The sequence below is a fragment of the Oerskovia douganii genome, from assembly GCF_015142735.1.
Classification (GTDB): domain Bacteria; phylum Actinomycetota; class Actinomycetes; order Actinomycetales; family Cellulomonadaceae; genus Oerskovia; species Oerskovia douganii.
Genome location: NZ_JACSPN010000005.1, coordinates 154,804 through 177,873, shown reverse-complemented (window position 1 = coordinate 177,873; position 23,070 = coordinate 154,804). Strand labels below are relative to the sequence as shown.

General features: G+C 73.9%; 21 protein-coding genes. 15 read left to right on the top strand and 6 right to left on the bottom strand.

The window, feature by feature from the left end; all coding sequences use genetic code 11:
- Window positions 1-1,446: DUF7927 domain-containing protein (locus H9623_RS06130; RefSeq protein ID WP_227748242.1), on the top strand; the 1,446-nt coding region annotated here is incomplete at its 5' end.
- Between the two features lie 60 nt (window positions 1,447-1,506).
- On the opposite strand, the gene H9623_RS06125 is transcribed toward H9623_RS06130, so the two are convergent.
- Both H9623_RS06125 and H9623_RS06120 read right to left on the bottom strand, forming a co-directional pair.
- Window positions 1,507-2,823 (bottom strand): AI-2E family transporter, encoded by a 1,317-nt coding sequence (locus H9623_RS06125; RefSeq protein WP_227748241.1) that lies wholly within the window; start codon window positions 2,821-2,823, stop codon window positions 1,507-1,509.
- A 102-nt stretch (window positions 2,824-2,925) separates the two neighbouring features.
- Window positions 2,926-4,152 (bottom strand): cation:proton antiporter, encoded by a 1,227-nt coding sequence (locus tag H9623_RS06120; protein ID WP_193719164.1) that lies wholly within the window; start codon window positions 4,150-4,152, stop codon window positions 2,926-2,928.
- Window positions 4,153-4,324: 172 nt separating this feature from the next.
- Here H9623_RS06120 and H9623_RS06115 point away from each other — a divergent pair, with 172 nt between their 5' ends.
- From H9623_RS06115 to H9623_RS06100, 4 genes are read left to right on the top strand one after another with little or no spacing between them, the layout of a single operon-like run.
- A complete protein-coding gene (locus H9623_RS06115; protein WP_193719163.1) occupies window positions 4,325-4,750 on the top strand; it encodes a DUF7144 family membrane protein in 426 nt (141 codons plus the stop codon).
- 59 nt (window positions 4,751-4,809) lie between these two features.
- On the top strand, window positions 4,810-5,238 hold the full coding sequence (locus H9623_RS06110) for a DUF6325 family protein (RefSeq protein ID WP_193719162.1): 429 nt from the start codon (window positions 4,810-4,812) through the stop codon (window positions 5,236-5,238).
- Between the two features lie 39 nt (window positions 5,239-5,277).
- Window positions 5,278-5,604, top strand: coding sequence for an SHOCT domain-containing protein (locus H9623_RS06105; RefSeq protein WP_193719161.1), 327 nt, complete (start codon window positions 5,278-5,280; stop codon window positions 5,602-5,604).
- Between the two features lie 36 nt (window positions 5,605-5,640).
- Complete coding sequence (locus H9623_RS06100) at window positions 5,641-6,123, top strand: DUF1269 domain-containing protein (RefSeq protein WP_193719160.1); 483 nt, start codon at window positions 5,641-5,643, stop codon at window positions 6,121-6,123.
- Window positions 6,124-6,190: 67 nt separating this feature from the next.
- On the opposite strand, the gene H9623_RS06095 is transcribed toward H9623_RS06100, so the two are convergent.
- Window positions 6,191-7,204, bottom strand: a complete 1,014-nt coding sequence (locus H9623_RS06095) for a sigma-70 family RNA polymerase sigma factor (protein WP_193719159.1) — start codon at window positions 7,202-7,204, stop codon at window positions 6,191-6,193.
- Window positions 7,205-7,270: 66 nt separating this feature from the next.
- On the bottom strand, window positions 7,271-9,436 hold the full coding sequence (locus H9623_RS06090) for a SpoIIE family protein phosphatase (RefSeq protein ID WP_193719158.1): 2,166 nt from the start codon (window positions 9,434-9,436) through the stop codon (window positions 7,271-7,273).
- Window positions 9,437-9,638: 202 nt separating this feature from the next.
- Here H9623_RS06090 and H9623_RS06085 point away from each other — a divergent pair, with 202 nt between their 5' ends.
- The 8 genes from H9623_RS06085 (at window position 9,639) to H9623_RS06050 (ending at window position 18,683) form a co-directional block, all read left to right on the top strand.
- Window positions 9,639-10,019: an SHOCT domain-containing protein gene (locus H9623_RS06085; RefSeq protein WP_193719157.1), complete on the top strand. Its 381-nt coding sequence runs from the start codon at window positions 9,639-9,641 to the stop codon at window positions 10,017-10,019.
- Between the two features lie 132 nt (window positions 10,020-10,151).
- Window positions 10,152-11,291 (top strand): cell division protein ZapE, encoded by a 1,140-nt coding sequence (zapE, locus tag H9623_RS06080; protein ID WP_321575307.1) that lies wholly within the window; start codon window positions 10,152-10,154, stop codon window positions 11,289-11,291.
- 93 nt (window positions 11,292-11,384) lie between these two features.
- Window positions 11,385-11,969, top strand: coding sequence for a dienelactone hydrolase family protein (locus H9623_RS06075; RefSeq protein WP_193719156.1), 585 nt, complete (start codon window positions 11,385-11,387; stop codon window positions 11,967-11,969).
- A 61-nt stretch (window positions 11,970-12,030) separates the two neighbouring features.
- On the top strand, window positions 12,031-14,679 hold the full coding sequence (locus H9623_RS19955; protein ID WP_321575306.1) for a helix-turn-helix transcriptional regulator: 2,649 nt from the start codon (window positions 12,031-12,033) through the stop codon (window positions 14,677-14,679).
- Window positions 14,680-14,840: 161 nt separating this feature from the next.
- The gene (locus H9623_RS06065; RefSeq protein ID WP_193719155.1) at window positions 14,841-15,002 is read left to right on the top strand and encodes a hypothetical protein; all 162 of its coding nucleotides are present in this window, start codon (window positions 14,841-14,843) and stop codon (window positions 15,000-15,002) included.
- Window positions 14,999-16,276 (top strand): glycosyltransferase family 2 protein, encoded by a 1,278-nt coding sequence (locus H9623_RS06060; protein WP_193719154.1) that lies wholly within the window; start codon window positions 14,999-15,001, stop codon window positions 16,274-16,276. Before H9623_RS06065 ends, H9623_RS06060 begins: the two co-directional genes overlap by 4 nt.
- A gap of 103 nt (window positions 16,277-16,379) precedes the next feature.
- On the top strand, window positions 16,380-17,264 hold the full coding sequence (locus tag H9623_RS06055; protein ID WP_193719153.1) for a universal stress protein: 885 nt from the start codon (window positions 16,380-16,382) through the stop codon (window positions 17,262-17,264).
- 87 nt (window positions 17,265-17,351) lie between these two features.
- Window positions 17,352-18,683, top strand: coding sequence for a hemolysin family protein (locus tag H9623_RS06050; protein ID WP_193719152.1), 1,332 nt, complete (start codon window positions 17,352-17,354; stop codon window positions 18,681-18,683).
- 36 nt (window positions 18,684-18,719) lie between these two features.
- Here H9623_RS06050 and H9623_RS06045 read toward each other — a convergent pair whose 3' ends face one another.
- Complete coding sequence (locus H9623_RS06045; protein ID WP_193719151.1) at window positions 18,720-19,127, bottom strand: ArsR/SmtB family transcription factor; 408 nt, start codon at window positions 19,125-19,127, stop codon at window positions 18,720-18,722.
- A 101-nt stretch (window positions 19,128-19,228) separates the two neighbouring features.
- Between H9623_RS06045 and H9623_RS06040 the strand changes: the two genes are divergently transcribed.
- Both H9623_RS06040 and H9623_RS06035 read left to right on the top strand, forming a co-directional pair.
- Window positions 19,229-20,659: an FAD-dependent oxidoreductase gene (locus H9623_RS06040; protein ID WP_193719150.1), complete on the top strand. Its 1,431-nt coding sequence runs from the start codon at window positions 19,229-19,231 to the stop codon at window positions 20,657-20,659.
- Window positions 20,656-21,054, top strand: a complete 399-nt coding sequence (locus tag H9623_RS06035) for an arsenate-mycothiol transferase ArsC (RefSeq protein ID WP_193719149.1) — start codon at window positions 20,656-20,658, stop codon at window positions 21,052-21,054. The genes H9623_RS06040 and H9623_RS06035 overlap by 4 nt, the downstream gene beginning before the upstream one ends.
- 121 nt (window positions 21,055-21,175) lie before the next feature.
- On the opposite strand, the gene H9623_RS06030 is transcribed toward H9623_RS06035, so the two are convergent.
- Window positions 21,176-22,963 (bottom strand): AMP-binding protein, encoded by a 1,788-nt coding sequence (locus H9623_RS06030; protein ID WP_193719148.1) that lies wholly within the window; start codon window positions 22,961-22,963, stop codon window positions 21,176-21,178.
- Between the last annotated feature and the right edge of the window lie 107 nt (window positions 22,964-23,070).

Below are 23,070 nucleotides of genomic sequence, written 5' to 3'. Positions count from 1 at the left end.
TGCACGGGCGGGGCCCTCACCGGCTCGACGGTGAGCGTCGCACTGGGCGACGACGTCACCTGCACGATCCTCAACACCGCCCAGCAGCCGTCACTGACCCTCGTCAAGGAGGTCGTCAACGACGACGGGGGCTCGGCGGAACCCACCGACTGGACGCTCGAGGCCGACGGACCGACGCCGCTCAGCGGCGTGAGCGGTGACCCCGCGGTCACGGGCGCGGACGTCGAGGTCGGCGACTATGCGCTCTCCGAGACGGGCGGCCCGGCCGGGTACGAGGCGTCGGACTGGACGTGCGAGATCCCCGGTATCGACGGCGGAGCCGCCACGCCCGTGCCCGTGGCGGACGGGACGGTCCAGGTCGGCGTCGGGCAGACGGTCGTCTGCACGGTCGTCAACGACGACGTCCCGGCACCCTTCACGGTCGTCAAGTCGAGCGACCCGGGCAGCGGCGCGACCGTCCTGCCGGGCGACGTCATCACCTACACGGTGACCGCGACCAAGCTGGGCGAGGGCTTCGACCAGCAGGTCGTCGTCACGGACGACCTGTCCCAGGTGCTGAACAACGCGACCTTCGTCGAGGGAAGCATCGACGCGTCGTCCGGGGCGGCGTCGCTCGCCGGCACGACGTTGACCTGGAACATCGGGGACCTGGCCGACACCGAGACGATCACCTACCAGGTGCGCGTCGACGACGGCGCCTACGGGGTCACCCTGACCAACGTCGTCACGGCCCCCGGGGCCGAGCCGTGCGTCGAGCCCGTGGAGCCCACGGCCACCGACGAGGCGTCGCCGACGCCCGGCGTCGAGACCGAGGCCGCAGCGGTCGCGCTCGCGACGCCGGCAGCCACCGATCCCGCCGCAGCCGCCCTTGATCCCGCCGCCGCAGCCGTGGCCCTCGCGGCGGTCGACCCGGCGGAGGCCTGCCGGACGACGTCGCACCCGACCCCGGCGTGGACGCTCACCAAGTCGAGCGACCCCGCCTCGGGGACCAAGGTGGCACCGGGCAGCACCATCACCTACACCTTGAGCGTGACGAGCACGACCGACGCGGTCGTCACGGGGGCCGTCGTCACGGACGACCTGTCCAAGGTCCTCGCGTACGGTGCGCTCGTCGCGACGCCCGAGGGGGCGACGATCTCCGGGTCGACGCTCACGTGGGCGGTCCCCGACCTCACCGCGGCAGGGCAGACCGCGACGCTGACGTACCAGGTGCGGCTCGCGGCGAACGCCCGCGGGGTCACGGTCACCAACCTCGCGACCCCGGGACCGGGCGGCGGCTGCGTCGTCTGCACGACGACGCACGAGGTGCCGCTGGTCCCCGGCCCGCCGAGCTCGGGCGGGCTCGCGTTCACGGGGGCGAACGTCGCCGCGCTCGTCGCGGGGGCCGCGCTCCTGGTGCTCCTCGGGACGGTCCTGGTGAGGGCCCGTCGTCGGACGCAGGACTAGGAAGGGCGCAGGACCGGTACGGCCCGCCCTCCCGACCGGGAGGGCGGGCCGAACCGTGCGCTACTCGATGCCGTCGGCGTGACGTTCGTCGACGGTCCTCGCGGCGTCGCGGTCGGCCTTGCGGTTGGCCCGACGGCGTCGCGCGCGTGCGTCGTCGCCGTCGCCCTCGTCGTCCGGCCCGTCCGCGGGCGGCTGGCCGGGGTCGTGGAGCATGTGCGAGTCGACGAGCTCGTGCCGCTGGATGTAGGTGTTGGCGACGGCCTGGATGGTCGCGGCGATCGGGAGCGACAGGAAGGCCCCGAGCGGACCGAACACGGCCCCGAACGCGAGGACCACCACGAACGACACCGCGGGGTTCATCTCGAGCGCACGGGCCGAGACCTTGGGCGAGAAGTAGAGGTTCTCGACCTGCTGGTAGGCCACGATGAAGATCAGGACGGCCAGGGCCTGCGGGAGGCCCTGCGAGGTCAGCGCGACCACGACGGGGAGCGCGCCACCGATGTACGTACCGATCGTCGGCACGAACTGGGACACGACCCCCACGAACACCGACAGCGGCAGGGCGTAGTCGGTGCCGACGATCAGCAGGAAGACGAACGTGAAGACGCTCGACAGCGCCGCGAGGACGATGCGCGAGCTGATGAAGTCGGAGACCTTGACCTGCGTGATCTCCCACAGGCGCAGGACCTCCTGCTGACGGTTCGGGGTCAGCCAGCGGCAGATCGCGACCCGGAAGCGGGGCCCCGCGGCGAGCAGGTAGTAGGTCACGAGCATGATCGTCAGGAACGCGAAGATCACGCCGATGATCGTCGAGCCGACGACGAGCGCGCCCGACGCGACGTCCCCGCCGAACTGGCTCAGGCCCTGCTCGAGCAGGCCGTCCGAGCTGAGGAGCTCGTCGGAGGTCGGCATGTCGACGTCGAAGCGCTCCGTGACGAAGGTGCGCACGGTCGCGTAGAGGTCGGGGATCGACTGGACGAGCTGGACGAGCTGCTGCACGAACAGGTTGCCGAACAGGGCGAAGACGCCCACGACGAGCACCAGGCCCCCGAGCAGCGCCGTCGCGGCGGCCGCGCCACGCCTCCACCCGTGCCGGACCAGCCAGACCACGATCGGCTCGAGCGCCAGCGCGATGAAGAACGCGATGAGGATGTTGACCCCGAGGCCCTCGAGCGTGCCGATCGCGTACCAGACGAAGATCCCGACGAAGACGGCGACGCCCGTCATGAAGAGCGCGCGGGGCAGCCACCGCGGCGGCTTGCGCGGGTCGTCGGGAGACAGCGCCAGGAAGTCCCGGGGGCGGTCGGGGTCGGCGCCCGGGGAGGGCTGCCCCGCGGGGGCGGCCGGCTCCGGGATGCTGCTCGCGTCGCTCGTCATGGGGTGAAACTAGCGAACGCCCGGGGGCGCGCGGTGGGCACACGCCGTCGGGCAGGGAGGTCCGCCGCGCAGCACCCGGCCGGACGGAGCCCTGCCGGGTGCTCAGCCGAACGCCCGGTCCTGCGCGACCGGGACCCCGTCCTCGTCCAGGTTCTCCGGGCCGGGCGAGCGCACGCCCAGGCGCCCTGCGACCCAGGGCCCCGTGAGCCCGTACACGACCGCCGTCAGCAGGATCACGCCGAACACCACGGGGACGAGCTGCTCGAACGGTTGACCGTCCTGCTCGAACCGCAGCGCGAACACCGACGCGGTCGACGCCGCGACGATCCCGCGCGGCGCCATCCACCCCACCATGACGCGTTCTCGGCTCGACAGGACGCTGCCCGTCGTCGCGACCGACGCGACGAGCGGGCGCAGGACCAGGACGAGCAGCGCGACGATCGCGAGCGTCGGCACCGCGTAGGCCGCGAGGGCGTCGAGGTCGACGCGCGCCGACAGCAGGATGAAGAGCGTGCCGATGAGGAGCAGGCCCACGTGGCTGCCGAACTCGTGCAGCGGCTCGATGCGAGCCCACCGCTGGTTGGCGAGGGCGATGCCGAGGGTGGTCGTCGCGAACAGCCCCGCCTCGTCGTGGAACGCCTCGGCGACCGCGTACGTCGCGAGCGCCGTCGCGAACGCGAGCGACACCTCGGTCGCCGCCGGGACCCTGCCCCACCGGACCGCAGCGACGTAGGCCGCAGCGGCCACGACGCCGGTCAGCGCACCCGAGACCGCCGTCATGCCCAGGTTCACCGGGGCCGCGTGCAGCGCGACGTTCGCCATCGCGAGCGCGACCGTCGCGCCGATCGGGTCGATGAAGATCCCCTCGAACGCGAGCACCGACTCGAGCGGCTGCTTGGGCCGGATGACCGCGAGCAACGGCCCGACGACCGTCGGCCCGGACACGATGAGGATGGCCCCGATCACCGCCGCCCGGGACAGCGGCAGGTCGAGGACCCACCAGCAGATCAGGGTCGCCCCCGCCCCGGTGAGGACCGCCCCGAGCGTCACGAGCAGCGCGACCGGTCGGCGCGCGCCGCCCCGGAGCCGCGCCATGTCGAGCTTGAGGGACTCCTCGAACAGCAGGAGACCGACCGCCATCGACACGAGCGGGAACAGCTCGTCGCCCAGCAGGGCGTCCGGGTCGACGAGCCCCGTCACCGGGCCGAACACCAGCCCCAGCACGAGGAGCAGCAGGATCGAGGGCACCTTGAGCGCCTTCGCGGCGACCTGCCCGACCACCCCGAGCACGACGACCAGCGCGATCCCGCCCGTGAACCCGAGTTCCATGGACCCATAGTGGCGCCGGGGGGCCTCTCGCGCAGCGGATGCCGTGACGGGCAACCGGTGCCACGATCAGGGGGAGCGGGGCGTCCGAGGTCGCGCCGGGACCGGCAGACCCGGACCCGGGGGGAGCGCGACCACCGGTGACGTCCCCCGGCTACGTGGGCAAGGAGGCACCATGGCGCGGTCGTCGCAGGTCACCGGATGGGTCGGGTGGGTGTGGTTCGCTGGCATCGTCCTGGTCACGCTCGGGCTGTTCAACGCGATCAGCGGCATGGTCGCCGCGTTCTCCCCCGAGAAGCTCGTCGGGCTGGGGGAGCAGGGGATCGTGGTCCTCGACGTGTCGACCTGGGGATGGGTGCACCTCGTCGTCGGGGTGCTGCTCGTGATCGTGGGCTTCGCGCTCCTCGCCGGGCGCGGCTGGGCGCGGCTCGTCGCGATCGTGCTCGTCGTGCTCAACGTCCTGACCCAGTTCGTCGCCCTGCCGGCGAGCCCGTGGTGGTCGGTCGTCACGATCGTCCTGGGGATCTTCGTGCTGTGGGCCCTGGTCGTCCACGGCGACGAGGCGGCGCGGGCGTCGTCCTCCCCGTCGCCCCTCCCGTGACCGCTGTCGTGACGCTTCCCGTCCGCCCCGCACGTCCACACCCAGAACGGAGCACCACCATGGCCACGACCCCGCTCGGACCGGTCGAGTTCGTCGCGATCGCGTTCCCCACCGGACGGGTGCCCGACGGGGTGAAGGTCGCGATCGCGGACCTCCTCGGGTCCGACGTCGTGACGTTGCTCGACCTGACCGTGATCCGCAAGGGGCCGGGGGGCGAGATCGACGTGGTCGAGGTCGAGGACCTCGGGGACGAGCTCGACATCACCGAGACCCAGCTGGGGACGTCGGGCCTCGCCGGGCAGGAGGACATCGACGACGTCGCAGGGCACCTCGCACCGGGCACCTCCGCCCTGGTCCTGGTGGTCGAGCACACCTGGGCCCGGCAGTTCGTCGGCGCCGTGCGCGACGCCGGGGCGGCCGTGATCGCGCAGGAGCGCATCCCCGCCGACGTCGTCAACGAGATCGTGCAGCTCGCCGACGTCGGCTGAGCAGGCGCACCGCAGACCGCACGAGGAACGGAGCACACCATGCCGCTACGACGCGTCGGACGCCCAGGACTGCTGGGCACCGTGGCCCGCACGGCCGTGGTCGCGGGGACCGCCTCCGCGACGGCCAGCGCCGTGCAACGCCACCAGCAGGGCAGGGCCGAGCATCAGCACGAGGCGCAGCAGCAGGCCGCGCAGGCCCAGGCCGCTCAGGCCCAGGCCGCGCAGGGCGCTCCGCAGCAGCAGGCCGCGACGACGTCGGGCGGGGCGGATCTCCTGGACCAGCTCGAACGGCTCGGTCAGCTCCGCGCGAGCGGGGTGCTCGACGACGCCGAGTTCGCCCAGGCCAAGGCCAGGCTGCTCGCCTGACCGGGCGAGCCGACCCCACCACCCGAGAGGACAACGATGGCTACCTTCACCGTCTGGTCGTTCGACACCCCCGGAGGGGCCGAGGTCGCGTCCGGCGTCCTGCGGGACGCCGCGTCGGAGGGCCTCATCAAGATCGTCGATCGTGCGATCGTGAGCTGGCCCGAGGGGGCGGCCAAGCCCACGACGCGCCACACCCACGAGGACGAGTGGCGCGGGACCGGGTGGGGCGCCTTCTGGGGGTTGCTCTTCGGTGCGCTGTTCTTCGTGCCCGTGATCGGGGTCGCGGCCGGCGCCGCCCTCGGTGCGATCCACAAGTCCATGGAGGCCGTGGGGCTGAACAAGGACCAGCTCGACCGCATCCGTGCCCAGGTCACCGAGGGGACGTCGGCCCTGTTCGCCGTGACCGAGGACGGCAACCTGGATCGGGTGGGTGAGCGGTTCCACGGTCTGCACGGCGAGCTCGTCGCGACGAACCTCACCGACGAGGAGCGTCGCCTGCTGCTCGAGACCTTCGACTGACGGGGCCGGCACGGCGGCGCGAGAAGGACGGGCCAGAGGTCCCGGTCCGCCCCTCGCGTGCGCTCGGCTACGCGTCCAGGTGCAGCGGCAGGCCGAAGAGCGGGTACCAGGCCTCGACGTCGAGGAACGCGTTGATGCCCACGACCTTGCCGTCCGCGGTGTCGATCACCTGCAGGGCCCAGGCGTCGTACCCGCCGTCGGGCGAGATGCGGTACTGGCCGAACCCGAACGTGCCGTTGGCGCGCACGGGCACCATGCGTGAGCCGCGGCACTCGGCGCCCGGCCCCACCATCCACCGCTCGATCTGTACCGGGCCTTGCATCCACAGCGCGTACGGCGGCATGGAGAGCGTGGCCTCGTCGTGGAGCAGGGCCACGAGTGCGGGCATGTCGTAGCGCTCGAACGCGTCGAGGTACTTCTCGAGGAGCTCGTTCTTGTCCTCGTCCACGGCGGTCGTGGGCAGGTTGGCGCCGTCCGCCCCGGGGGCGGAACCGTAGTGGGCCTGCGCGGACAGCGTGGCCCGCGCGCGCTGGAGGGCGGAGTTCACGGACGGCACCGTCGTCTCCAGCAGCTCGGCCACCTCGCTCGCCTGCCAGCGCAGGACCTCCCGCAGGATGAGGACCGCGCGCTGCTTGGGCGGCAGGTACTGCAGGGCCGCGACGAACGCGAGGCGGATGGACTCGCGCCCGACCGCGACGTCCGCGGGGTCGCCGTCGCGGGGCAGCACGCGGTCGTCGGGCACGGGCTCGACCCACGTCTCCTCCGAGAGCTGCTCGCCCAGGTTGCGCTCCTCGGCCGCCTGGGAGGCTCCGAGCCCCATGGGGCGCTCGCGGCGCTTGCGCTGCGCGATGTGGTCGAAGCAGACGTTCGTCGCGATCCGGTACAGCCAGGAGCGCAGCGCGGACCGCCCCTCGAAGCGGTCGTACGACCGCCAGGCCCGGACCATGGTGTCCTGGACCGCGTCGTCGGCCTCGTGGGAGGAGCCGAGCAGGCGGTAGCAGTAACCCGTGAGCTGGGACCGGTACTGGTCCAGCAGCTCCCCGAGGTCCTCGTCCGCGACGGTCGCTGTGCGTTCGCTCATGGTGTCCTCTCGTGGGCGCGCGGCGATGTGCGCCACCTCACACGCTATCGCGCACCGCCGACACCGTCACCGGGGGGCGGCGTCGGCCCTCGCGAGCTCGAACCAGACGGTCTTGCCCGGCCCACCCGTCGTCCTGTGCTCGACGAACCAGCGGTCGGCGAACCGGTCCAGGAACTGGATGCCTCGGCCACCTGTCTCGTGCGGTTCCGGCTCGTGGAGGGTCGGCTCGTCGGAGGACGCGTCCCGGACGCCGACCCGGACGAGCGTCGGCCACACCTCCACGACCGCCTCGAGCGGCCCCTGCGCGTGCTGGACCGCGTTGGTCAGGGTCTCGCTCGCGAGGAGCATGATGGTGCGGCGCTGGTCGCGGTTGATCCCGCAGCTCTCCAGGATGTCGTCGACCCAGCGCCGCGCGGGCGAGATCGCCGCGGTCGAGTGCTCGACGCCGCGGGACGTGCGGGTGGGGGTCGCGGGCGTCGGGTGCGAGTCGACGGCGGCCCGGACCCGGACCGCGAGGACCGCGATGTCGTCGCGCTGGTCGCTGCCGACCAGGCGCTGGACCAGGGCGTTCGGGAGGGCGAGGGTCGAGCCGTGACGCAGCGCCGCGAGGGCCTGCGACAGCCCGGCCAGGCGCGCGCTCTGGGCGACGCCGCGGCGTTCGATGAGCCCGTCGGTGTACAGCAGGAGGGTGTCGCCCGGCCCGAGGTGGGTTACGTGGTCGCTGCGGGGGGCGTTGGGGACGAAGCCGAGCATCATGTCCGGCCGGGTGTCAAGGATCTCGACCTTGCCGTCGGCGCGCAGGACCAGCGGGGGCGGGTGGCCCGCGTTGGACCACGACAGGTCGTAGAAGTCGCCCCGGCGGTCGAGGCGGACGACGACGGCGGTCCCGCTCGCGTGGAGCGAGAGCCCGGTGTTCGCGCGGTCGAGCTGGCGGAGCAGGGCCGACGGCGACTCGTCGTGGCTCCAGGCGAACGTGCGGAGCATCGAGCGCAGCTGCCCCATCTCCGCGGCGGCCCGCATGTCGTGCCCCGTCACGTCGCCGATCATGAGGACCGAGGCGTCCTCGTCGTGCACCACGGCGTCGTACCAGTCGCCCCCGACCTGGTCGGTGAGGGTCGCGGGCGAGTAGGTCGAGGCGAGCTCGAGGTGCGGGATGTCGGGCAACGCCGTCAGCATCGCCGCCTGGAGGGTCGTGGCCGCGTCGCGGCGCTCCTCGAGCAGCTTGACGCGTTCGAGGGCGTGCGCCACGAAGCCCGCGAGACCGGCCCGGGACAGCGACTCGTCGTCCGCGGCCTTGCCCTGCTCCCACCCGAGGAAGATGACCGCGAGCAGCGTCGTGCCCGAGAGCACGGGCAGCAGGGCCCGTGCGCCGACCGTGCTGTCGATCGTGTCCGTGACGTTCGGGAAGGCCGCGAGGAACTCGGCCTGGTCCCGGAAGAACAGCGCCTCCTGGGTGCGTGCCACGAACGACAGGACGCGGTCCTGGTCGTCGAGGCGTGCGTAGCGGTACGCGGGGGACAGGCCCGGCTCCAGGTGGTCCATGCTCGTGTAGGTCAGGCTCTTGCGCGACGGGTCGACGACCGCGAGCCCGGCGTACCGGGCCCCGATCGCGGAGGACGCGACGTAGGCGAGGGTCTCGCCCACGTCCTGGACGGAGGTCGCGTCGGCGAACGCCTCGCTGAGCATGAGGAGCAGGCGGTTGCGTCGTGTCGCCTGGATCGCGAGGTTCTGCATCCTCGTCGCGCGCTCGTGCGCGATGCGGAGCTGGAGCTCGGACGTGCACGCGGCGGTCAGGTCGGCGAGCGTCGCGAGGTCGGTCTCGGTCCAGTCGTGGGGGGCGTCGTCCATGGCGCACAGGGTCCCGACGACGCGCCCGCGCTGGTCGAAGATGGGGAAGCCCGCGTACGCGAGCACGCCGAACTCGGGGATCGACGGGTTGTCCCAGACCCTGGAGTCCTTGCGGGTGTCCGGCACGACGAGCGGCTCGCGGTCGTTCGTCACGTGCTGGCAGAACGAGTGCGTCAGGGGCATGCGCCGGCTGAGCTGGATGTCCTCGGGCATGCCGTGGGCGCCGGGGTACACCTGTTCGTCCGACAGGACGAGGGAGACGGCTGCGGTGGGCACGCCGAGCTGGCGCATGGCCAGCCGGGCGAAGCGGTCGAAGGACTCGTCGGCTGTCGGGGTCCCGAGACCTGCCTCGACCAGCTCGAAGATCGCCTGGGCCTCGGTCACCGCCCCAGTATGGCCTGCGGACCGCGGTCCGTCATGGGGAAGGCCGGGGTGAATCGGGAGGGAGGGGGTGAGGTCCTCGCATCCTGGACGCTTCCGCAGGAACCCGCCCGTTTCGGCGCGCGCTTCGTGACGTGCGTCACTAGCCTGACATCAGCGTCTCGCGCTCGCGAGCGCCGGACAGCTCGTCGAACGGGGCTTCACCATGGACTTCTGGGACTTCTTCTGGCTTCTGATCTGGTGGTTCGTCTTCATCGCGTACCTGATGCTGCTCTTCCAGATCCTCACCGACCTGTTCCGCGACCATAAGCTCAGCGGCTGGTGGAAGGCGCTGTGGATCGTCGGGTTGGTCTTCGTCCCGTTCCTCACGGCGCTGATCTACATCATCGCCCGCGGCAAGGGCATGACGGAGCGGCACATCGCGGCCGCCAACGCCGCCAAGGCGCAGGCCGACTCCTACATCCGTGAGGTCGCGACGGGCGGGCAGTCGCCGACCGACCAGATCGCGACGGCCAAGGCTCTCCTGGACGCGGGCACGATCACGCCCGAGGAGTTCGCGACGCTCAAGGCCAAGGCGCTCGCCTGACGTCGCCCTGTCGCCCCGGACCCTGCTCGAGCGGGGCCGGGGCGGCAGGTCCGACGGCGGCGACCACCGGTCCCGGCGCCGCACCTCGGGGCGTGCGGCCGGCCCGCGCGGGCCTCGCGTACCCTCGGTCGGGTGGACGCGGCACGGACGATCGAGGACGGCGTCGACCCGTCCGGCCAGGTGACCCCGGTCGTCGGCCGCCGCTCGGCCGGCACGGTGCGCGACGCCGTCGGGCAGGACGCCGCACGGCGAGGGTTCTCCCTCGACCCCGGGCAGGAACCAGCCGTGGGAGCGCTCGACGCGCTCGCCGCACGGCTCGACGGACCCACCCCGGACGGGCTGACGGGCCTGTACCTGTGGGGCCCGGTGGGGCGCGGGAAGACCTGGCTCATGGACGTGTTCCACGCGGCGGTCGCCCGGCCCGGTGACCGGGACGGCTCGTCGGTCCGTGTCCACTTCCACGACTTCCTGCGGCGCCTGCACGGCGAACGCTTCCACCGCGGGTCGGTCGACGCCGCGCTCGACGCGATCGTCGGCGGGGCCCGGCTCGTGTGCTTCGACGAGTTCCACGTGCACGACGCGGGCGACGCGATGCTCGTCGCACGGGCCGTCCGCGCCCTCGACGAGCGCGGCGTGCGGGTCGTGCTGACGTCGAACTACCCGCCGTCGGGCCTCCTGCCGGGCCCGGCCTACCACCACCTGTTCGTCCCGACGATCGACCTGCTCACGGACCGGCTCGACGTCGTCGAGATCGGTGGGGACCGGGACCACCGCCGCTCGGCGGCCGGCGAGGACGTGGCGGGCTTCCGCGCCGGGGCCTTCGTGTGGCCCGCGAGCGACGCCCGGCTCGCGGCGGCGGGGCTCGACCGACCGTCGTCCGCCGAGACGACGACCGTGCGCATCGGCTCGCGCGAGCACCCGGTGCTCGCCGTGCGGGAGGAGGGGGAGGGCACCGTGTGGCTCGGGTTCGAGCACTGGTGCGCTGGACGCACCGCGGTCTCCGACGTCCTGCACCTCGCCGAGCGCTTCGGGACCGTGGTGCTCGACGGCGTCGCGGCCCTGGGGGCCGAGGCCCCCGACACCGGGCAACGGTTCGCGAACCTCGTCGACGTGCTGTGCGACCGCGACGTGCCGCTGCACGTCCTGGCCCACCAGGATCCGGAGGAGACCCTGCGCCGGCACGGGGAGGAAGGGATCGCGCTCGACGTCGAGCGCACCGCGAGCCGCCTCGCCCTGCTGCGTCGCCTGGGGCCGGTGGCCACCGGGCGGTGACGCGCCCGGCCTCGTGCGCAGCGCCGCGGCGCGGCCTGCGCGATGATCGAGGAGGCGGCGCCGCCCGGGCGCCCCGCGACCGGAAGGACCCCCATGGCTGAGGTACTGCTCTTCCACCACTCGCTCGGGCTGACCCCCGGCGTCGAGGCGTTCGCGGAGACCCTGCGCGAGGCCGGGAACGTCGTGCACCTGCCGGACCTCTACGAGGGCCGGACGTTCCCCGACATCGAGAGCGGCATGGCCTACGTCCAGGAGATCGGGTTCGACACGATCCTGACCCGCGGCGCCTCGGTCGCGGACGGGCTGCCCGAGGACCTCGTGCTCGCCGGGTTCTCGCTCGGGGTCCTGCCCGCCCAGATGCTCGCCCAGACCCGTGAGGGGGCGCAGGGCGCGCTGCTGTTCTCCTCGTGCGTGCCCACGTCCGAGTTCGGTGACGGGTGGCCGCTGGGCGTCCCGGTGCAGGTCCACGGCATGGACGCCGACCCGATCTTCGTCGACGAGGGGGACCTCGACGCGGCGCGCGCCCTCGTCCAGGCCGCCCCCGGCGAGGCCGAGCTGTTCCTCTACCCGGGCGACCGGCACCTGTTCGCCGACGCGAGCCTGCCGTCGTACGACGAGCACGCGGCGCGCCTGCTCACCGAACGGGTGATCCGTTTCCTCGACGGGATCCGGGCCTGAGCGTCACCGGCTCGCGGACCCCGCGGAGGCGGGGCCGGGCCCTGCTCCCTAGGGTGGGGCGATGAGCGTTCCCACGCCTCGCGTGCCGATCCTCGACCTCGTCGGCGAGGCGATCGCTGCCGGGACGTCCGTGACGGTCGTCGGGCTGCCGGGGTCCGGCCGCTCGACGCTCCTCGCGCAGGTGCGCGACGCCGCGGACGACGACGGGTGGACCGTCGTCCCCGTGCGCGGGGTCGGCGGGCGGGGCGACCGCCCGCTCGAGTCCCTCGTCCTCGCCGGTCTCGTCACCGCACCCGCGGGACCGCTGGGCACGCTGGCCGCGGCTGTCGACGGCGTGACCCGTGCCGCGGGAAGCGGCAGGACGCTGTTCCTGCTCGACGACGTGGACGCCCTGGACGACGCGTCGGCGGCGGTCGTCGCGACGGTCGTCGCGCGTCGGGGGGCGAGCGTCGTGGCGACCCTGCAGCCCCCGTTCCCCGGCGCCCGCTCGGTCGAGCGCGTGCTCGCGGGGCGCGACGCGACCGTGCTGTGGATTCCCGTCCTGCCGTTCGAGGAGGTCCACAGGGTGGCGTCCGAGGCGCTCGGGGGCCAGGTGGACTCGGACGTCGCGGGTCGGGTCTACGCGCTGTCGGGCGGCCTGCCCGGTGTCGCCCGGTCCGTCGTGCTCGAGGCGCGTCGCTCGGGGTACCTGACGGAGGAGTCGGGTCGATGGGTCGCGCGGCGTGACCTGTGGACCCCTGCGCTGGCCGTGGTGGTCGGGCGCCTGCTCGACGGGCTGGGGGACGACGAGCGCGACGGGCTGGGGATCCTCGCGACGCTCGGACCGGCCGAGGTGGGGACGGTGCGCCGGCTGGTGCCGTGGCCGGTCGTCGTCGCCCTCGACGACCACGGGCTCGTGCGCCTCGTCGAGGAGGAGGACCGCTCGCTCGTCGTGCTCTTCCCGCCGCTGCTCGCCGAGCACCTCCGCCACACCGGCCACGGCGCGAGGGGGCTCCAGGCCCTGGACGCGATCGGTGCGGCCCTGGGCGCCGACGACGAGGCGGCCGCGATGGTCGGGCGGCCACCTCTCGGGTCGCCCATGCGGTGGTCGTCGTCGCCCGAGTCCGCTGCGATCCTGGGTCGCATCCTGCGGGAGCGGGCCGCGACGCACCTCCTGGTCACCCGGGAGGCATGGCGCCGCGACCCGACGAGCCGCAACACCGTGCTGTACCTGGACGCCCTGCTGGTCGACGGGGCCCCTGCGGAGCAGATCCGCGAGGTCCTCGACGAGGTGCGTCGCCACGAGGCGTCCGAGCCGGCCGCGTACGTCGTGTTCGTGCGGGCCTGGGAGGCCGGGTACCTGGCGCTCGTGCTCCACGAACCGGCGCGCGCCCTGGCCCTGCTGGCGGAGCTCGCGGGCACCGACGAGGGGCGCGAGGCGCTGCTCTTCGACGCGATCGCCCAGCACGTCCGCCTCGTCGTGGGCACGGGCGGCCCGGCCGACGAGCCGGACCGCGCCCCCGGCGCGGCCTCCGGGGTCCGGGGTCTCCCGCGGACGGACCCGGACGTCCCGCGACCGGTGGACGACGGCCTCGTCCCCACCCAGGGCGGGATCCTGGTCCAGGCCGACGACGTCGCGCGGCTCGTGCGCGGCGAGTCGCTCCTCGCGCAGGGTCGGGTGGTCGACGCCTGGCACGAGCTCGCCGGGGTGTCGCTGCCCGAGACGTCGCCGCGCCAGGACGCCGCGTCGCTCGTCCCCCAGGCGCAGCTGCTCTCCGGGGAGGTCGTCGCGGCGACCGACCGGGCCATGCGCCTCTTCGACGAGGCCCGCGGGACGCTCGAGCAGAGCATGATCGAACCGCACGGCTACGTGGTCGCCCTGGGCCTGTTCCTCCAGGGGCGGTTCACGAGCCTGCGCGACCACCTGACGAGCGTGTTCGCGATCAGCGCGCCGGCCCCCCTGCGACCGACCACGAGGGCGGGACTGCTGACGCTGGCGGCCGGGCTGTCCTTCCTGGAGGGCAACGTCCCGAGCGCGAGGTCGCTCGTCTCGCAGCTCGGGTCGATGCGCCTCCGGGGAGCCTTCACCCCGCTCGCCCGCGCGGCAGCACCGCAGGCGGTGCTCGACCTCGTCGCGGGCACCGGACCGCGCGAGGCCACGCGGGCGGCGTGGGACGAGGTCTCCTCCTTCATGGACGAGGGGTACGTCCTGCCGGCCGTCTTCGACGGCGCGCTGCTCGTCGACATCTGGCCCGACCAGGTCCGGGCCGCACGGCTCGCCGACCTCGCGCTCGCCGCGCAGGGGACCGTGCTCCCTGCCCTCGGCCGCTATCTCCTGGCCTCGGCCGAGCGGTCGCCCGACGCGCTCCTGCGGTCGGTCGACGACCTGGACGACCAGCGGCTCGTCTTCTACGCCACGCGCGCCCACACGTCGGCCATCAGGCTGCTGCGCGAGCGCGGGCAGAGCGCCCGGGCCACGGCCGAGTCCGCCCGGCTGCGCGCCACGGCCGAGCAGGTGGGGGACGAGCTGGGCCTGCTGGTCGCGACGACCGTCACGTCGGGCCTCACGCCCCGCGAGGCCGAGGTGGCTCGGCTCGTCGCCGGCGGGATGAGCAACCGGGAGGTGGCCGAGCGCCTCGTGGTGAGCGAGCGGACGGTCGACAACCACGTCTACCGGATCTTCCGCAAGCTCGGCGTCAGCTCGCGCGACGAGATCGGGCGCTGGCTCTAGACCCGTCGCGGGGTACCCAGCAGGTCCGCCCTCGGGCCGCGCGGGCGGGACCGCGGTGCTCAGGTCCTCCCGTGCGGATGCTCAGGTCCTGCCGGACCCCGGCTGAGTGCTGCCGGTGCCCCGGCACGGTGGTTCCACCGACGAAAGAGAGAGGTGGAACCATGTACCAGCTCGGTACGACCCAGGCGGGCGCCGCACTGGCCACGACGGGTGCCGTGGCGACCGGATTCTCGGTGGTGGGGGCCTGGACGCTGCTCGTGGCAGGCCTGGCGCTCGTCACGACCGCGCGCGTGCTGCGCAGGCGGCACGCCGCCCAGCGATGACGGCCGCGGCCGTGCGCCGGGTCGTCGCCGTGGTCCCCGCGCACGACGAGGCCGAGGCGCTGCCCGGGACGCTGGCGTCGTTGCGGGCGCAGACGCGCCCGGTCGACCGGGTGCTGGTCGTGTCCGACAACAGCACCGACCGGACGGTCGAGGTCGCGCGCTCGCTCGGCGCGGACGTCCTGGAGACGCTGGGCAACACGGGCCGCAAGGCGGGGGCGCTCAACCAGGCGCTCGAGGTCGTGGACGCCGAGAACGTCCTGGTCCTCGACGCCGACACGTCGATCGCCCCGACCTTCGTCGAGGAGGGCCTCGCGCTGCTCGACCAGGACCCCGCGCTGGGGGCCGTCGGGGGAGTCTTCCGGGGCACCCCGCCCCGCTCGTTGCTGGAGCAGCTCCAGTCGAACGAGTACGAGAGGTACGCGGTGCAGATCGACACCACCGGGCGGACCGCGGTCCTGACCGGGACTGCGGCCCTGATCCGGACCGAGGCGCTCGCGGACGTCGCCCGCCACCGCGGGGGGCGGCTCCCGGGGCCGCCGGGAGCGGTGTACGACCCGGGCGCGATCACCGAGGACTCCGAGCTGACGCTCGCGCTGCGCACGCTCGGGTACGGGCTCGCGTCGCCGCTGAGCATGTCGTGCACGACCGAGCTCATGCCGACCGCCCGGGACCTGCACCGCCAGCGGGTGCGCTGGTACAAGGGGATGCTGGACAACCTGCGCGGCTACGGGTTCACGCGGGTCACGGCGCGGTACGTCGGGCAGCAGGTCATGCTGCTGGTCGGAGCGCTCATGCTCGCGAGCCTCGTCGTCCTCACGGCGGTCACGGTCGCGACGGGGACGTTCGGGGTCGTGCCCTTCTGGCTCGGGGTGGGGGCCGTGCTCGTCGCCGAACGCCTGGTGACGGTGTGGCGCAACGGGCCGAGGGCGCGGTTCCTCGCCGCCCTCGTGCTGCCCGAGCTCGCCTACGACCTGTTCCTGCAGGCCGCCTACGTGCGGGCCTGCCTCCTGACGCTCACCGGCCGCGACGTCCGGTGGAACCACGTGCGGCCGGACCCCTCGCCCGACGACGACCGGCCCGAGCCCGGCGGCGGTCTCGCACCGGACTGGGACCGCGAGCTGGACCGGGCGGTCGCCCTGGCCCGTCTGGAGCAGGTCAGGGCCCTCCGGTCGGCCCCCCTGCGCACGGTCACCCTCCGCCGCGAAACCCACGAGGGGTCGGGGCGCGTGCCGGCGGCTCTCGTGGGGTCGTCCCGGGCAGAACGGGGCGCGTGAGCCGGTGGGGGCACCGGGAGCACGCCCTCGAGCACCGCACGACAGGGCAGCGCTGCTGCCGGAACAGACCTGGCAGCGCTGCTGCCGGAACAGGAGAGAAGAGATGACCGCCAGCCCGGTCGTCGTCGGGATCGACGGATCGAGCACGAGCCGCGAGGCTCTCGTGTGGGCCGCGCACGAGGCTCACCTGCGGGGCGCGCCCCTGCGCGCGGTCCACGCACGTCCGAGACCGGACTACGACCCGATCCTCGCGGGAGCGAGCTGCCTCTCCCCGGTCCCGCTCGTCGAGGAGGGGGCCGACGTCGCGCTCGGGACGGCCGTCGACCTGGTGCAGGACCTCGATCCCGAGCTGCCCGTCGAAGGCAGCGTCTGCCTGGGAGCGGCGGCGTCGGTCCTGCTGGACGAGGCCGAGGCGGGGGCCGGTCTCCTCGTGGTGGGCTCGCGCGGGCTGGGGGCGTTCGACTCGCTCTTCCTCGGGTCCGTCAGCACGCACCTGGCCGCCCGGTCCCCGGCCCCGGTGGTCGTGGTCCCACCGCGGACGCCGTTCTCGGTGGACGGGCCGGTCGTCGTCGGGGTCGACGGCGCGGCGCACTCCGCGGCGGCCGTCCGCGAAGGGGCTCGTGAGGCGGCGGCCCGCGAGGTCCCGCTCGACCTCGTCGTGGCGCACACCGTGCCGACCGACACCCTGGTGAACCCGCTCTCGCCGCCCTCGGACCTGCGCTCGGCGAGCCAGGAGCACGCCCGCCGCGTCGCCGAGGAGGCGGCACGGGCGGCCCGCGCGGCCGGGGCGGAGGTCGACGTGCGGACGCACGTCGTCGAGGGCCCCGCCGCACAGGCCGTCGCCCAGGTGGCGGGCACCGCGGCCTCGCTCGTCGCGGTCGGCGCCAGGGGGCACGGGCGGGTGCTGGGCCCTGTTCTCGGGTCGGTCAGCCAGTCGGTCCTGCACCACGCACGGTGGCCCGTCCTGGTCGCACGCGCCGGGCGCTGAGCCGCGCCCGGCCGGGGGCTGCGGGAACCGTCGGTCAGCGCCTCTCGTTGACCGGTACGACGGACCCGCGACCTGGGGAGAAGGCCGATGGACTCTGGAACCTGGCTCAACATCGGGCTCGTCCTGGTGTTCGTGCTGGTCGGCGGCGTCTTCGCCGGGACCGAGTTCGCCCTGGTCTCGTTGCGCGACTCGCAGATCGACCAGCTCGAGCAGCGCGGACCGAGGGGCGCGCGCGTCGCGGGGGTGGCCCGCGACCCGAACCGCTTCCTGGCCGCGGTGCAGATCGGTGTGACGGTGGCCGGCTTCCTGTCGGCGGCGTACGGTGCCTCGACGCTGGCACCGGACTTCGTGCCGGCGCTCGAGTCGCTGGGGCTGCCGACCGGCCTCGCGGAGACGGTCTCGCTCGTGGCGCTGACGCTCGTCATCTCGTACCTGTCGCTCGTCCTGGGCGAGCTCGTGCCCAAGCGCATCGCCCTGCAGCGGTCCGCGCGGTTCGCGCTCGTCGTCGGGCCTCCGCTCGACCGCTTCGCGACGGCGATGCGCCCGGTGATCTGGCTGCTCTCGCGCTCCACCGACCTGGTGGTGCGCCTGCTCGGCGGGAACCCGACGGCGCGCAGCGAGGCGATGACGGAGGAGGAGCTGCGAGACCTGGTGATCGCGCACGAGGCGCTTCCGGAGGACGAGCGCCGCATCCTGACGGACGTCTTCTCCGCGGCGAAGCGATCGGTCGTGGAGGTCATGCGGCCGCGGGGCGAGGTGGTGTTCCTGCCGGCGGACCTGACCTTGCCGGAGGCGGCCGCGATCGTGCGCTCGCAGCCGTACTCGCGGTACCCGGTGACGGACGAGGACTTCGACGACGTCGTGGGGTTCCTGCACGTCCGGGACCTGCTGGGGGTGCCGGGCGGCAGCACGGACGAGCCGACGACCGGCCCGGCCCGGCGGGCCACGGTGCGCGACGTGGCCAGGACCGTGCTCGAGCTGCCGGGGACGAACGAGCTGCTGCCCTCGCTCGCGCTCATGCGCCGCACGGGCGTGCACCTCGCGATCGTCGTGGACGAGTACGGGGGGACGGACGGCATCGTCACGCTCGAGGACCTGGTCGAGGAGCTCGTGGGAGACATCCGGGACGAGTACGACCCGGCGCGCACCCCGCTCGCGGAGGGGGCGTACGACGCAGGTCTCACGATCGAGGCCTTCACGGAGGCGAGCGGCATCCGGCTCGACGACGGCCCCTACGAGACCGTGGCGGGGTACGTCATCGCGCGGCTGGGGCGTCTCGGTGCCGTGGGCGACGCCGTCGACGTCGCCGGGCACCGCCTGACCGTGACGGCCGTCGAGGACCGCCGGATCCGGCGTGTCGCGGTCTCGCGCCTGGCCGACGTCCCTGCGGACGGCCAGGGGCCCGACGGCGGGCGCTGACCCGGACGGGCGGCTCGCCGCGCGGGTCGCGACCGGTCAGCGCGGGGTGTCGGCCGCCGGGGCGGTGGAGGCGGACCGGTCGGACGCGAGATCCACGAGGCCGCGGGCGACGTCCTGGGCGGCTCCCGGGACCAGCCCGTAGTAGGCCCAGACCCCTCGCTTCTCGCGGTGCAGCAGGCCGGCGTCGACGAGGATCTTGAGGTGGTGGCTCACGGTCGGCTGGCTCAGGCCCACGGGGTCGACGAGGTCGCAGACGCAGGCCTCGCCGCTCGGTGAGGCGGCGACGATCGTGAGCAGCCTGAGGCGGGTCGGGTCGGCGAGCGCCTTGAAGCTCCGGGCGAGGGCCTCGGCGTCGGGCGTCGTGCTCGGGGGGATCCCTGCGGCCGCGGCGTCGCTCGGGGCGCAGCACGTGGTGGCGCGGGGCGCGGGCAGGACGGTCGTCATGGCCCCATCGTGACACGCATCGACAATCTTCGATACATTCAGACATCGAAGGCTGTCGATCCCTGCGAGCCGCGCGGCGGGTCACCCGAGGAAGGAACGCCATGCCAGGTCACGAGGAGCTGCCCGTCGTCGTCGTGGGGGCAGGGCCCGTCGGACTCGCCGCCGCCGCCCACCTGCTCGAGCGCGGCATCGAACCGCTCGTCCTGGAGGCGGGGGACCGGGCGGGCGCGGCCGTCGCGGCATGGGGGCACGTGCGCCTGTTCTCCCCGTGGCGCTACGACGTCGACGCTGCCGCGCGCCGCCTGCTCGACGCCTCGGGGTGGACCGCCCCGGACCCCGACGGGCTCCCCACGGGCGCCGAGCTCGTCGAGCGCTACCTGGCACCGCTCGCCGCGACCCCGCAGATCGCGTCCCGCCTGCGGACGTCGTCGCGCGTCGTCGGGATCTCGCGCGAGGGCGCGGACAAGACGCGCTCGCTCGGTCGCGAACGCCTCCCGTACTCGGTCCGCGTCCAGGGGCCCGACGGCGCCACGCACCACGTGCGCGCCCGCGCGGTCCTCGACGCGTCCGGCACGTGGGGGCAGCCGAACCCGGTCGGGACGGGCGGGCTGCCCGCGATCGGTGAGCCCGAGGCCGCGGCCGTGACCGGACCGCTGCCCGACGTCCTGGGCGCCGACCGCGAGCGGTTCGCGGGCCGGCGGACGCTCGTCGTCGGCATGGGGCACTCGGCCGCGAACACGCTGCTGAGCCTGGTCGAGCTCGCCCGCGACGAGCCCGGCACCCGCATCGCCTGGGCCGTCCGCGGCGGATCGCCACGGCGCCTCTACGGCGGCGGAGCCGACGACCAGCTGCCCGCCCGAGGACTCCTGGGGACCCGCCTGCGCGAGGCGGTCGAGTCAGGGCTCGTCACGCTCCTGACCCGCACCTCGATCGAGCGGATCGACCCCGTAGCGCCCGGCGGGGAGTCCGTCCGGGTGCAGGGAGCCACGCGGGACGGGGTGCTCGACCTCGAGGTCGACACGATCGTCGGGGCGACCGGGTTCCGCCCCGACCTGGACGTGCTGCGCGAGGTCCGGGTCGACCTGGACCCGGTGGTCGAGTCCCCGCGGGCGCTCGCGGACCTGATCGACCCGAACCACCACTCGTGCGGGACCGTCCCGCCGCACGGCGAGGCCCTGCTCGCGCACCCCGACACGGGCTTCTACGTCGTGGGCATGAAGAGCTACGGCCGCGCCCCGACGTTCCTGCTCGCGACGGGCTACGAACAGGCGCGCTCGATCGCCGCGGCCCTGGCCGGTGACCGCGAGTCGGCTGACCTGGTCCAGCTCGACCTGCCCGCGACCGGGGTCTGCTCGACCGACCTCGTGCTCGACCCCGGGTCCGGCGAGGCGGCCGAGGTCTCGTGCTGCGGCACGTCCCCGGCGGCACCGGAGCCCGTGCTCGTCGCGTTCGGCGCCCCCGCCGCCGGCCTGGGACTCGCGACCGGGACCGCCCACGGCCGGTCGGCCGACGAGCAGGAGGACCCCCGATGAGCGCGCCCCGATCCGTCCTGTTCGTGTGCGTGAAGAACGGCGGCAAGTCCCAGATGGCCGCGGGCCTGGCGCGGCAGGTCGCGCCCGACGTCCACGTCGACTCCGCCGGGACCGCCCCGGGCTCGAGCCTCAACGCGCTCTCGGTCGAGGCCCTCGCCGAGGTCGGCGTCGACCTCTCCGGCGAGCAGCCCAAGCCGCTCACCCCGGAGCTCGTGGCGCGCGCCGACGTGGTGGTCGTCCTGGGCCGGGACGCGCAGGTGGCGACCGACGACGGGACGCCCGTCGTGGTCTGGGACACCGACGAGCCGTCGCTGCGCGGCATCGAGGGCATGGAGCGCATGCGGCTGGTGCGCGACGACATCGCGGCGCACGTGCGGGAGCTGCTGGCCCCCTGACCCCGGTGACCTGCGCCCCGTCGGACCCGTGACAGGATCTGTGCCCGTCGGACCCGTGACAGGGCACGAGGCCCCTCCCGTGTTCCGGGAGGGGCCTCGCGACGTGCAGGGACGGGACGGGTCAGGCGGTCGGTGCCGCGCCCCCGGTCGGGTGCCCCGGGCCGTCGCCGTCGGTCGGCTTGTGCAGCACGCTGTCGCGGACGACGCGCCGCAGCACCTTGCCGATCTGCGAGCGCGGCAGGTCGGGCACCACGAACAGGTGCTTGGGCAGGGCGTAGCGTGCGAGCTTCTGCTCGCCCCAGGCGCGCACGGCCGCGAGGTCGATCGGCAGACCGCCCGCCGGGTCGTGCTCCTCGTCGAGCACGACGGCCGCGGCCACGCGCTCGTCCGAGCCCTCGCCCGGCAGACCCACGACGGCCACGTCCCGGATGCCGGGCATGAGACGCAGGTGGTCCTCGACCTGCGACGGGTAGATCTTGAACCCGCCGGTGATGATCATCTCCTTGATGCGGTCGACGAGCGTGACCACGCCGTCCGCGTCCACTGTCACGACGTCGCCGGTGCGCAGCCAGCCGCCGTCGAGGAGCTGGTGGGCCGTCTCCTCAGGGCGGTTCCAGTACCCCTGGAAGACCTGCGGGCCGCTGATGAGGAGCTCGCCGCGGACCGTGCCGTCCTCGTCCGGGACGGCGTCCTGCGTCGGGTCGTCCTGGTCGACGACGCGGATGTCGGTGCTCGGGAAGGGCAGGCCCAGCGTGCCGGGGCGCCGGTCGGCCGACACCGGGTTGCCGAGCGCGACGGGCGACGTCTCCGTCATGCCGTAGCCCTCGATGAGCAGGCCGCCGGTCGTCTCCTCCCAGGTGCGCGCCGTCGTCGGGCTGATGGGCATCGCGCCCGCGAAGGCGAGGCGGATCGAGTGCAGGTCCACCGGCTTGCCCGCCTTGCGGGCCGTGGCGGCGGCGGCCGAGATGCGGTCGAACATGGGCGCGACGCCCGGCAGGAACGTCGCGGGGCGACGCTTCTGCGCGGCCAGGACGGAGTCGGCGTCGAACTTGGGGAACGCGACGAGCGTCGCGCCGATCCGCACGCCCAGGGTCAGGCAGAACGTGAGCCCGAACGCGTGGAAGAACGGCAGGACGCCGTAGATGGTCTCCTCGCCCTCGCGGAACGACGCCCACGCCTGGCCCTGCACGGTGTTCGCGACGAGGTTGCGGTGCGTCAGGACCGCGCCCTTGGGCGTGCCCGTGGTGCCGCCCGTGTACTGGAGGAGCGCGACGTCGTCGGCCGTGGGCTGGGGGGTCGACGGGTCGAGCGGTCCGGCGCTCGCGACGAGCCGGTGCCAGTCCGGGACGCCCGCGGACGCCGGGCCGCGCAGCGCGGACTTGAGGGTGCGGGCCGTCTTGACGGGCAGGTGCAGCGCGACGCGCTTGACGAGCGGCAGGTCACGGACGACGTCGACCGACACGACCGTGCGCAGCTCGGTCCCGGCCTTCGCGGCGAGGACCGTGGGGACGGCCTTCTGCCACACGAGCGCGACCGTCGCGCCCGAGTCCGCGAGCTGGTGGGCCAGCTCGTCGGCCGAGTAGGTGGGGTTGTGCTCGACGACCACGGCGCCCAGCCGCAGCACGGCGTTGAACGCGACGACGTGCGACGAGCTGTTGGGCATGACGAGCGCGACCCGGTCGCCGCTGCGCACGCCGAGGGCGGACAGGGCGCTCGCGGCGCGGTCCACCTGCTCGGCGAGCCGCGCGTACGTGGTCGTGGCGCCGAAGAAGTCGACCGCGACCCGGTCGGGCCAGCGGGCAGCTGCTCGGGCGAGCGCCGCGGTGACGGGCTCGTCGGGGACGTCGACGGTCGCGGGAACCCCTGGGGAGTACCGACTCAGCCAGGGCTGCTTTGCCAAGGTGTTCACTACTACACCGTAACCTACGGATGCGTAGGTTATGTGTGTGGTGCGTGCGGAGAGGCTCGACGAAACCTGGGAGAGAACTGGTCGCCACCCGGAGGGAACCTCTGCGC

Coding starts and splice junctions, on each gene's coding strand:
- H9623_RS06125 (WP_227748241.1), bottom strand. CDS start 2,823: ATGACGAGCGACGCGAGCAGCATCCCGGAGCCGGCCGCCCCCGCGGGG.
- H9623_RS06120 (WP_193719164.1), bottom strand. CDS start 4,152: ATGGAACTCGGGTTCACGGGCGGGATCGCGCTGGTCGTCGTGCTCGGG.
- H9623_RS06115 (WP_193719163.1), top strand. CDS start 4,325: ATGGCGCGGTCGTCGCAGGTCACCGGATGGGTCGGGTGGGTGTGGTTC.
- H9623_RS06110 (WP_193719162.1), top strand. CDS start 4,810: ATGGCCACGACCCCGCTCGGACCGGTCGAGTTCGTCGCGATCGCGTTC.
- H9623_RS06105 (WP_193719161.1), top strand. CDS start 5,278: ATGCCGCTACGACGCGTCGGACGCCCAGGACTGCTGGGCACCGTGGCC.
- H9623_RS06100 (WP_193719160.1), top strand. CDS start 5,641: ATGGCTACCTTCACCGTCTGGTCGTTCGACACCCCCGGAGGGGCCGAG.
- H9623_RS06095 (WP_193719159.1), bottom strand. CDS start 7,204: ATGAGCGAACGCACAGCGACCGTCGCGGACGAGGACCTCGGGGAGCTG.
- H9623_RS06085 (WP_193719157.1), top strand. CDS start 9,639: ATGGACTTCTGGGACTTCTTCTGGCTTCTGATCTGGTGGTTCGTCTTC.
- H9623_RS06075 (WP_193719156.1), top strand. CDS start 11,385: ATGGCTGAGGTACTGCTCTTCCACCACTCGCTCGGGCTGACCCCCGGC.
- H9623_RS19955 (WP_321575306.1), top strand. CDS start 12,031: ATGAGCGTTCCCACGCCTCGCGTGCCGATCCTCGACCTCGTCGGCGAG.
- H9623_RS06065 (WP_193719155.1), top strand. CDS start 14,841: ATGTACCAGCTCGGTACGACCCAGGCGGGCGCCGCACTGGCCACGACG.
- H9623_RS06060 (WP_193719154.1), top strand. CDS start 14,999: ATGACGGCCGCGGCCGTGCGCCGGGTCGTCGCCGTGGTCCCCGCGCAC.
- H9623_RS06055 (WP_193719153.1), top strand. CDS start 16,380: ATGACCGCCAGCCCGGTCGTCGTCGGGATCGACGGATCGAGCACGAGC.
- H9623_RS06050 (WP_193719152.1), top strand. CDS start 17,352: ATGGACTCTGGAACCTGGCTCAACATCGGGCTCGTCCTGGTGTTCGTG.
- H9623_RS06045 (WP_193719151.1), bottom strand. CDS start 19,127: ATGACGACCGTCCTGCCCGCGCCCCGCGCCACCACGTGCTGCGCCCCG.
- H9623_RS06040 (WP_193719150.1), top strand. CDS start 19,229: ATGCCAGGTCACGAGGAGCTGCCCGTCGTCGTCGTGGGGGCAGGGCCC.
- H9623_RS06035 (WP_193719149.1), top strand. CDS start 20,656: ATGAGCGCGCCCCGATCCGTCCTGTTCGTGTGCGTGAAGAACGGCGGC.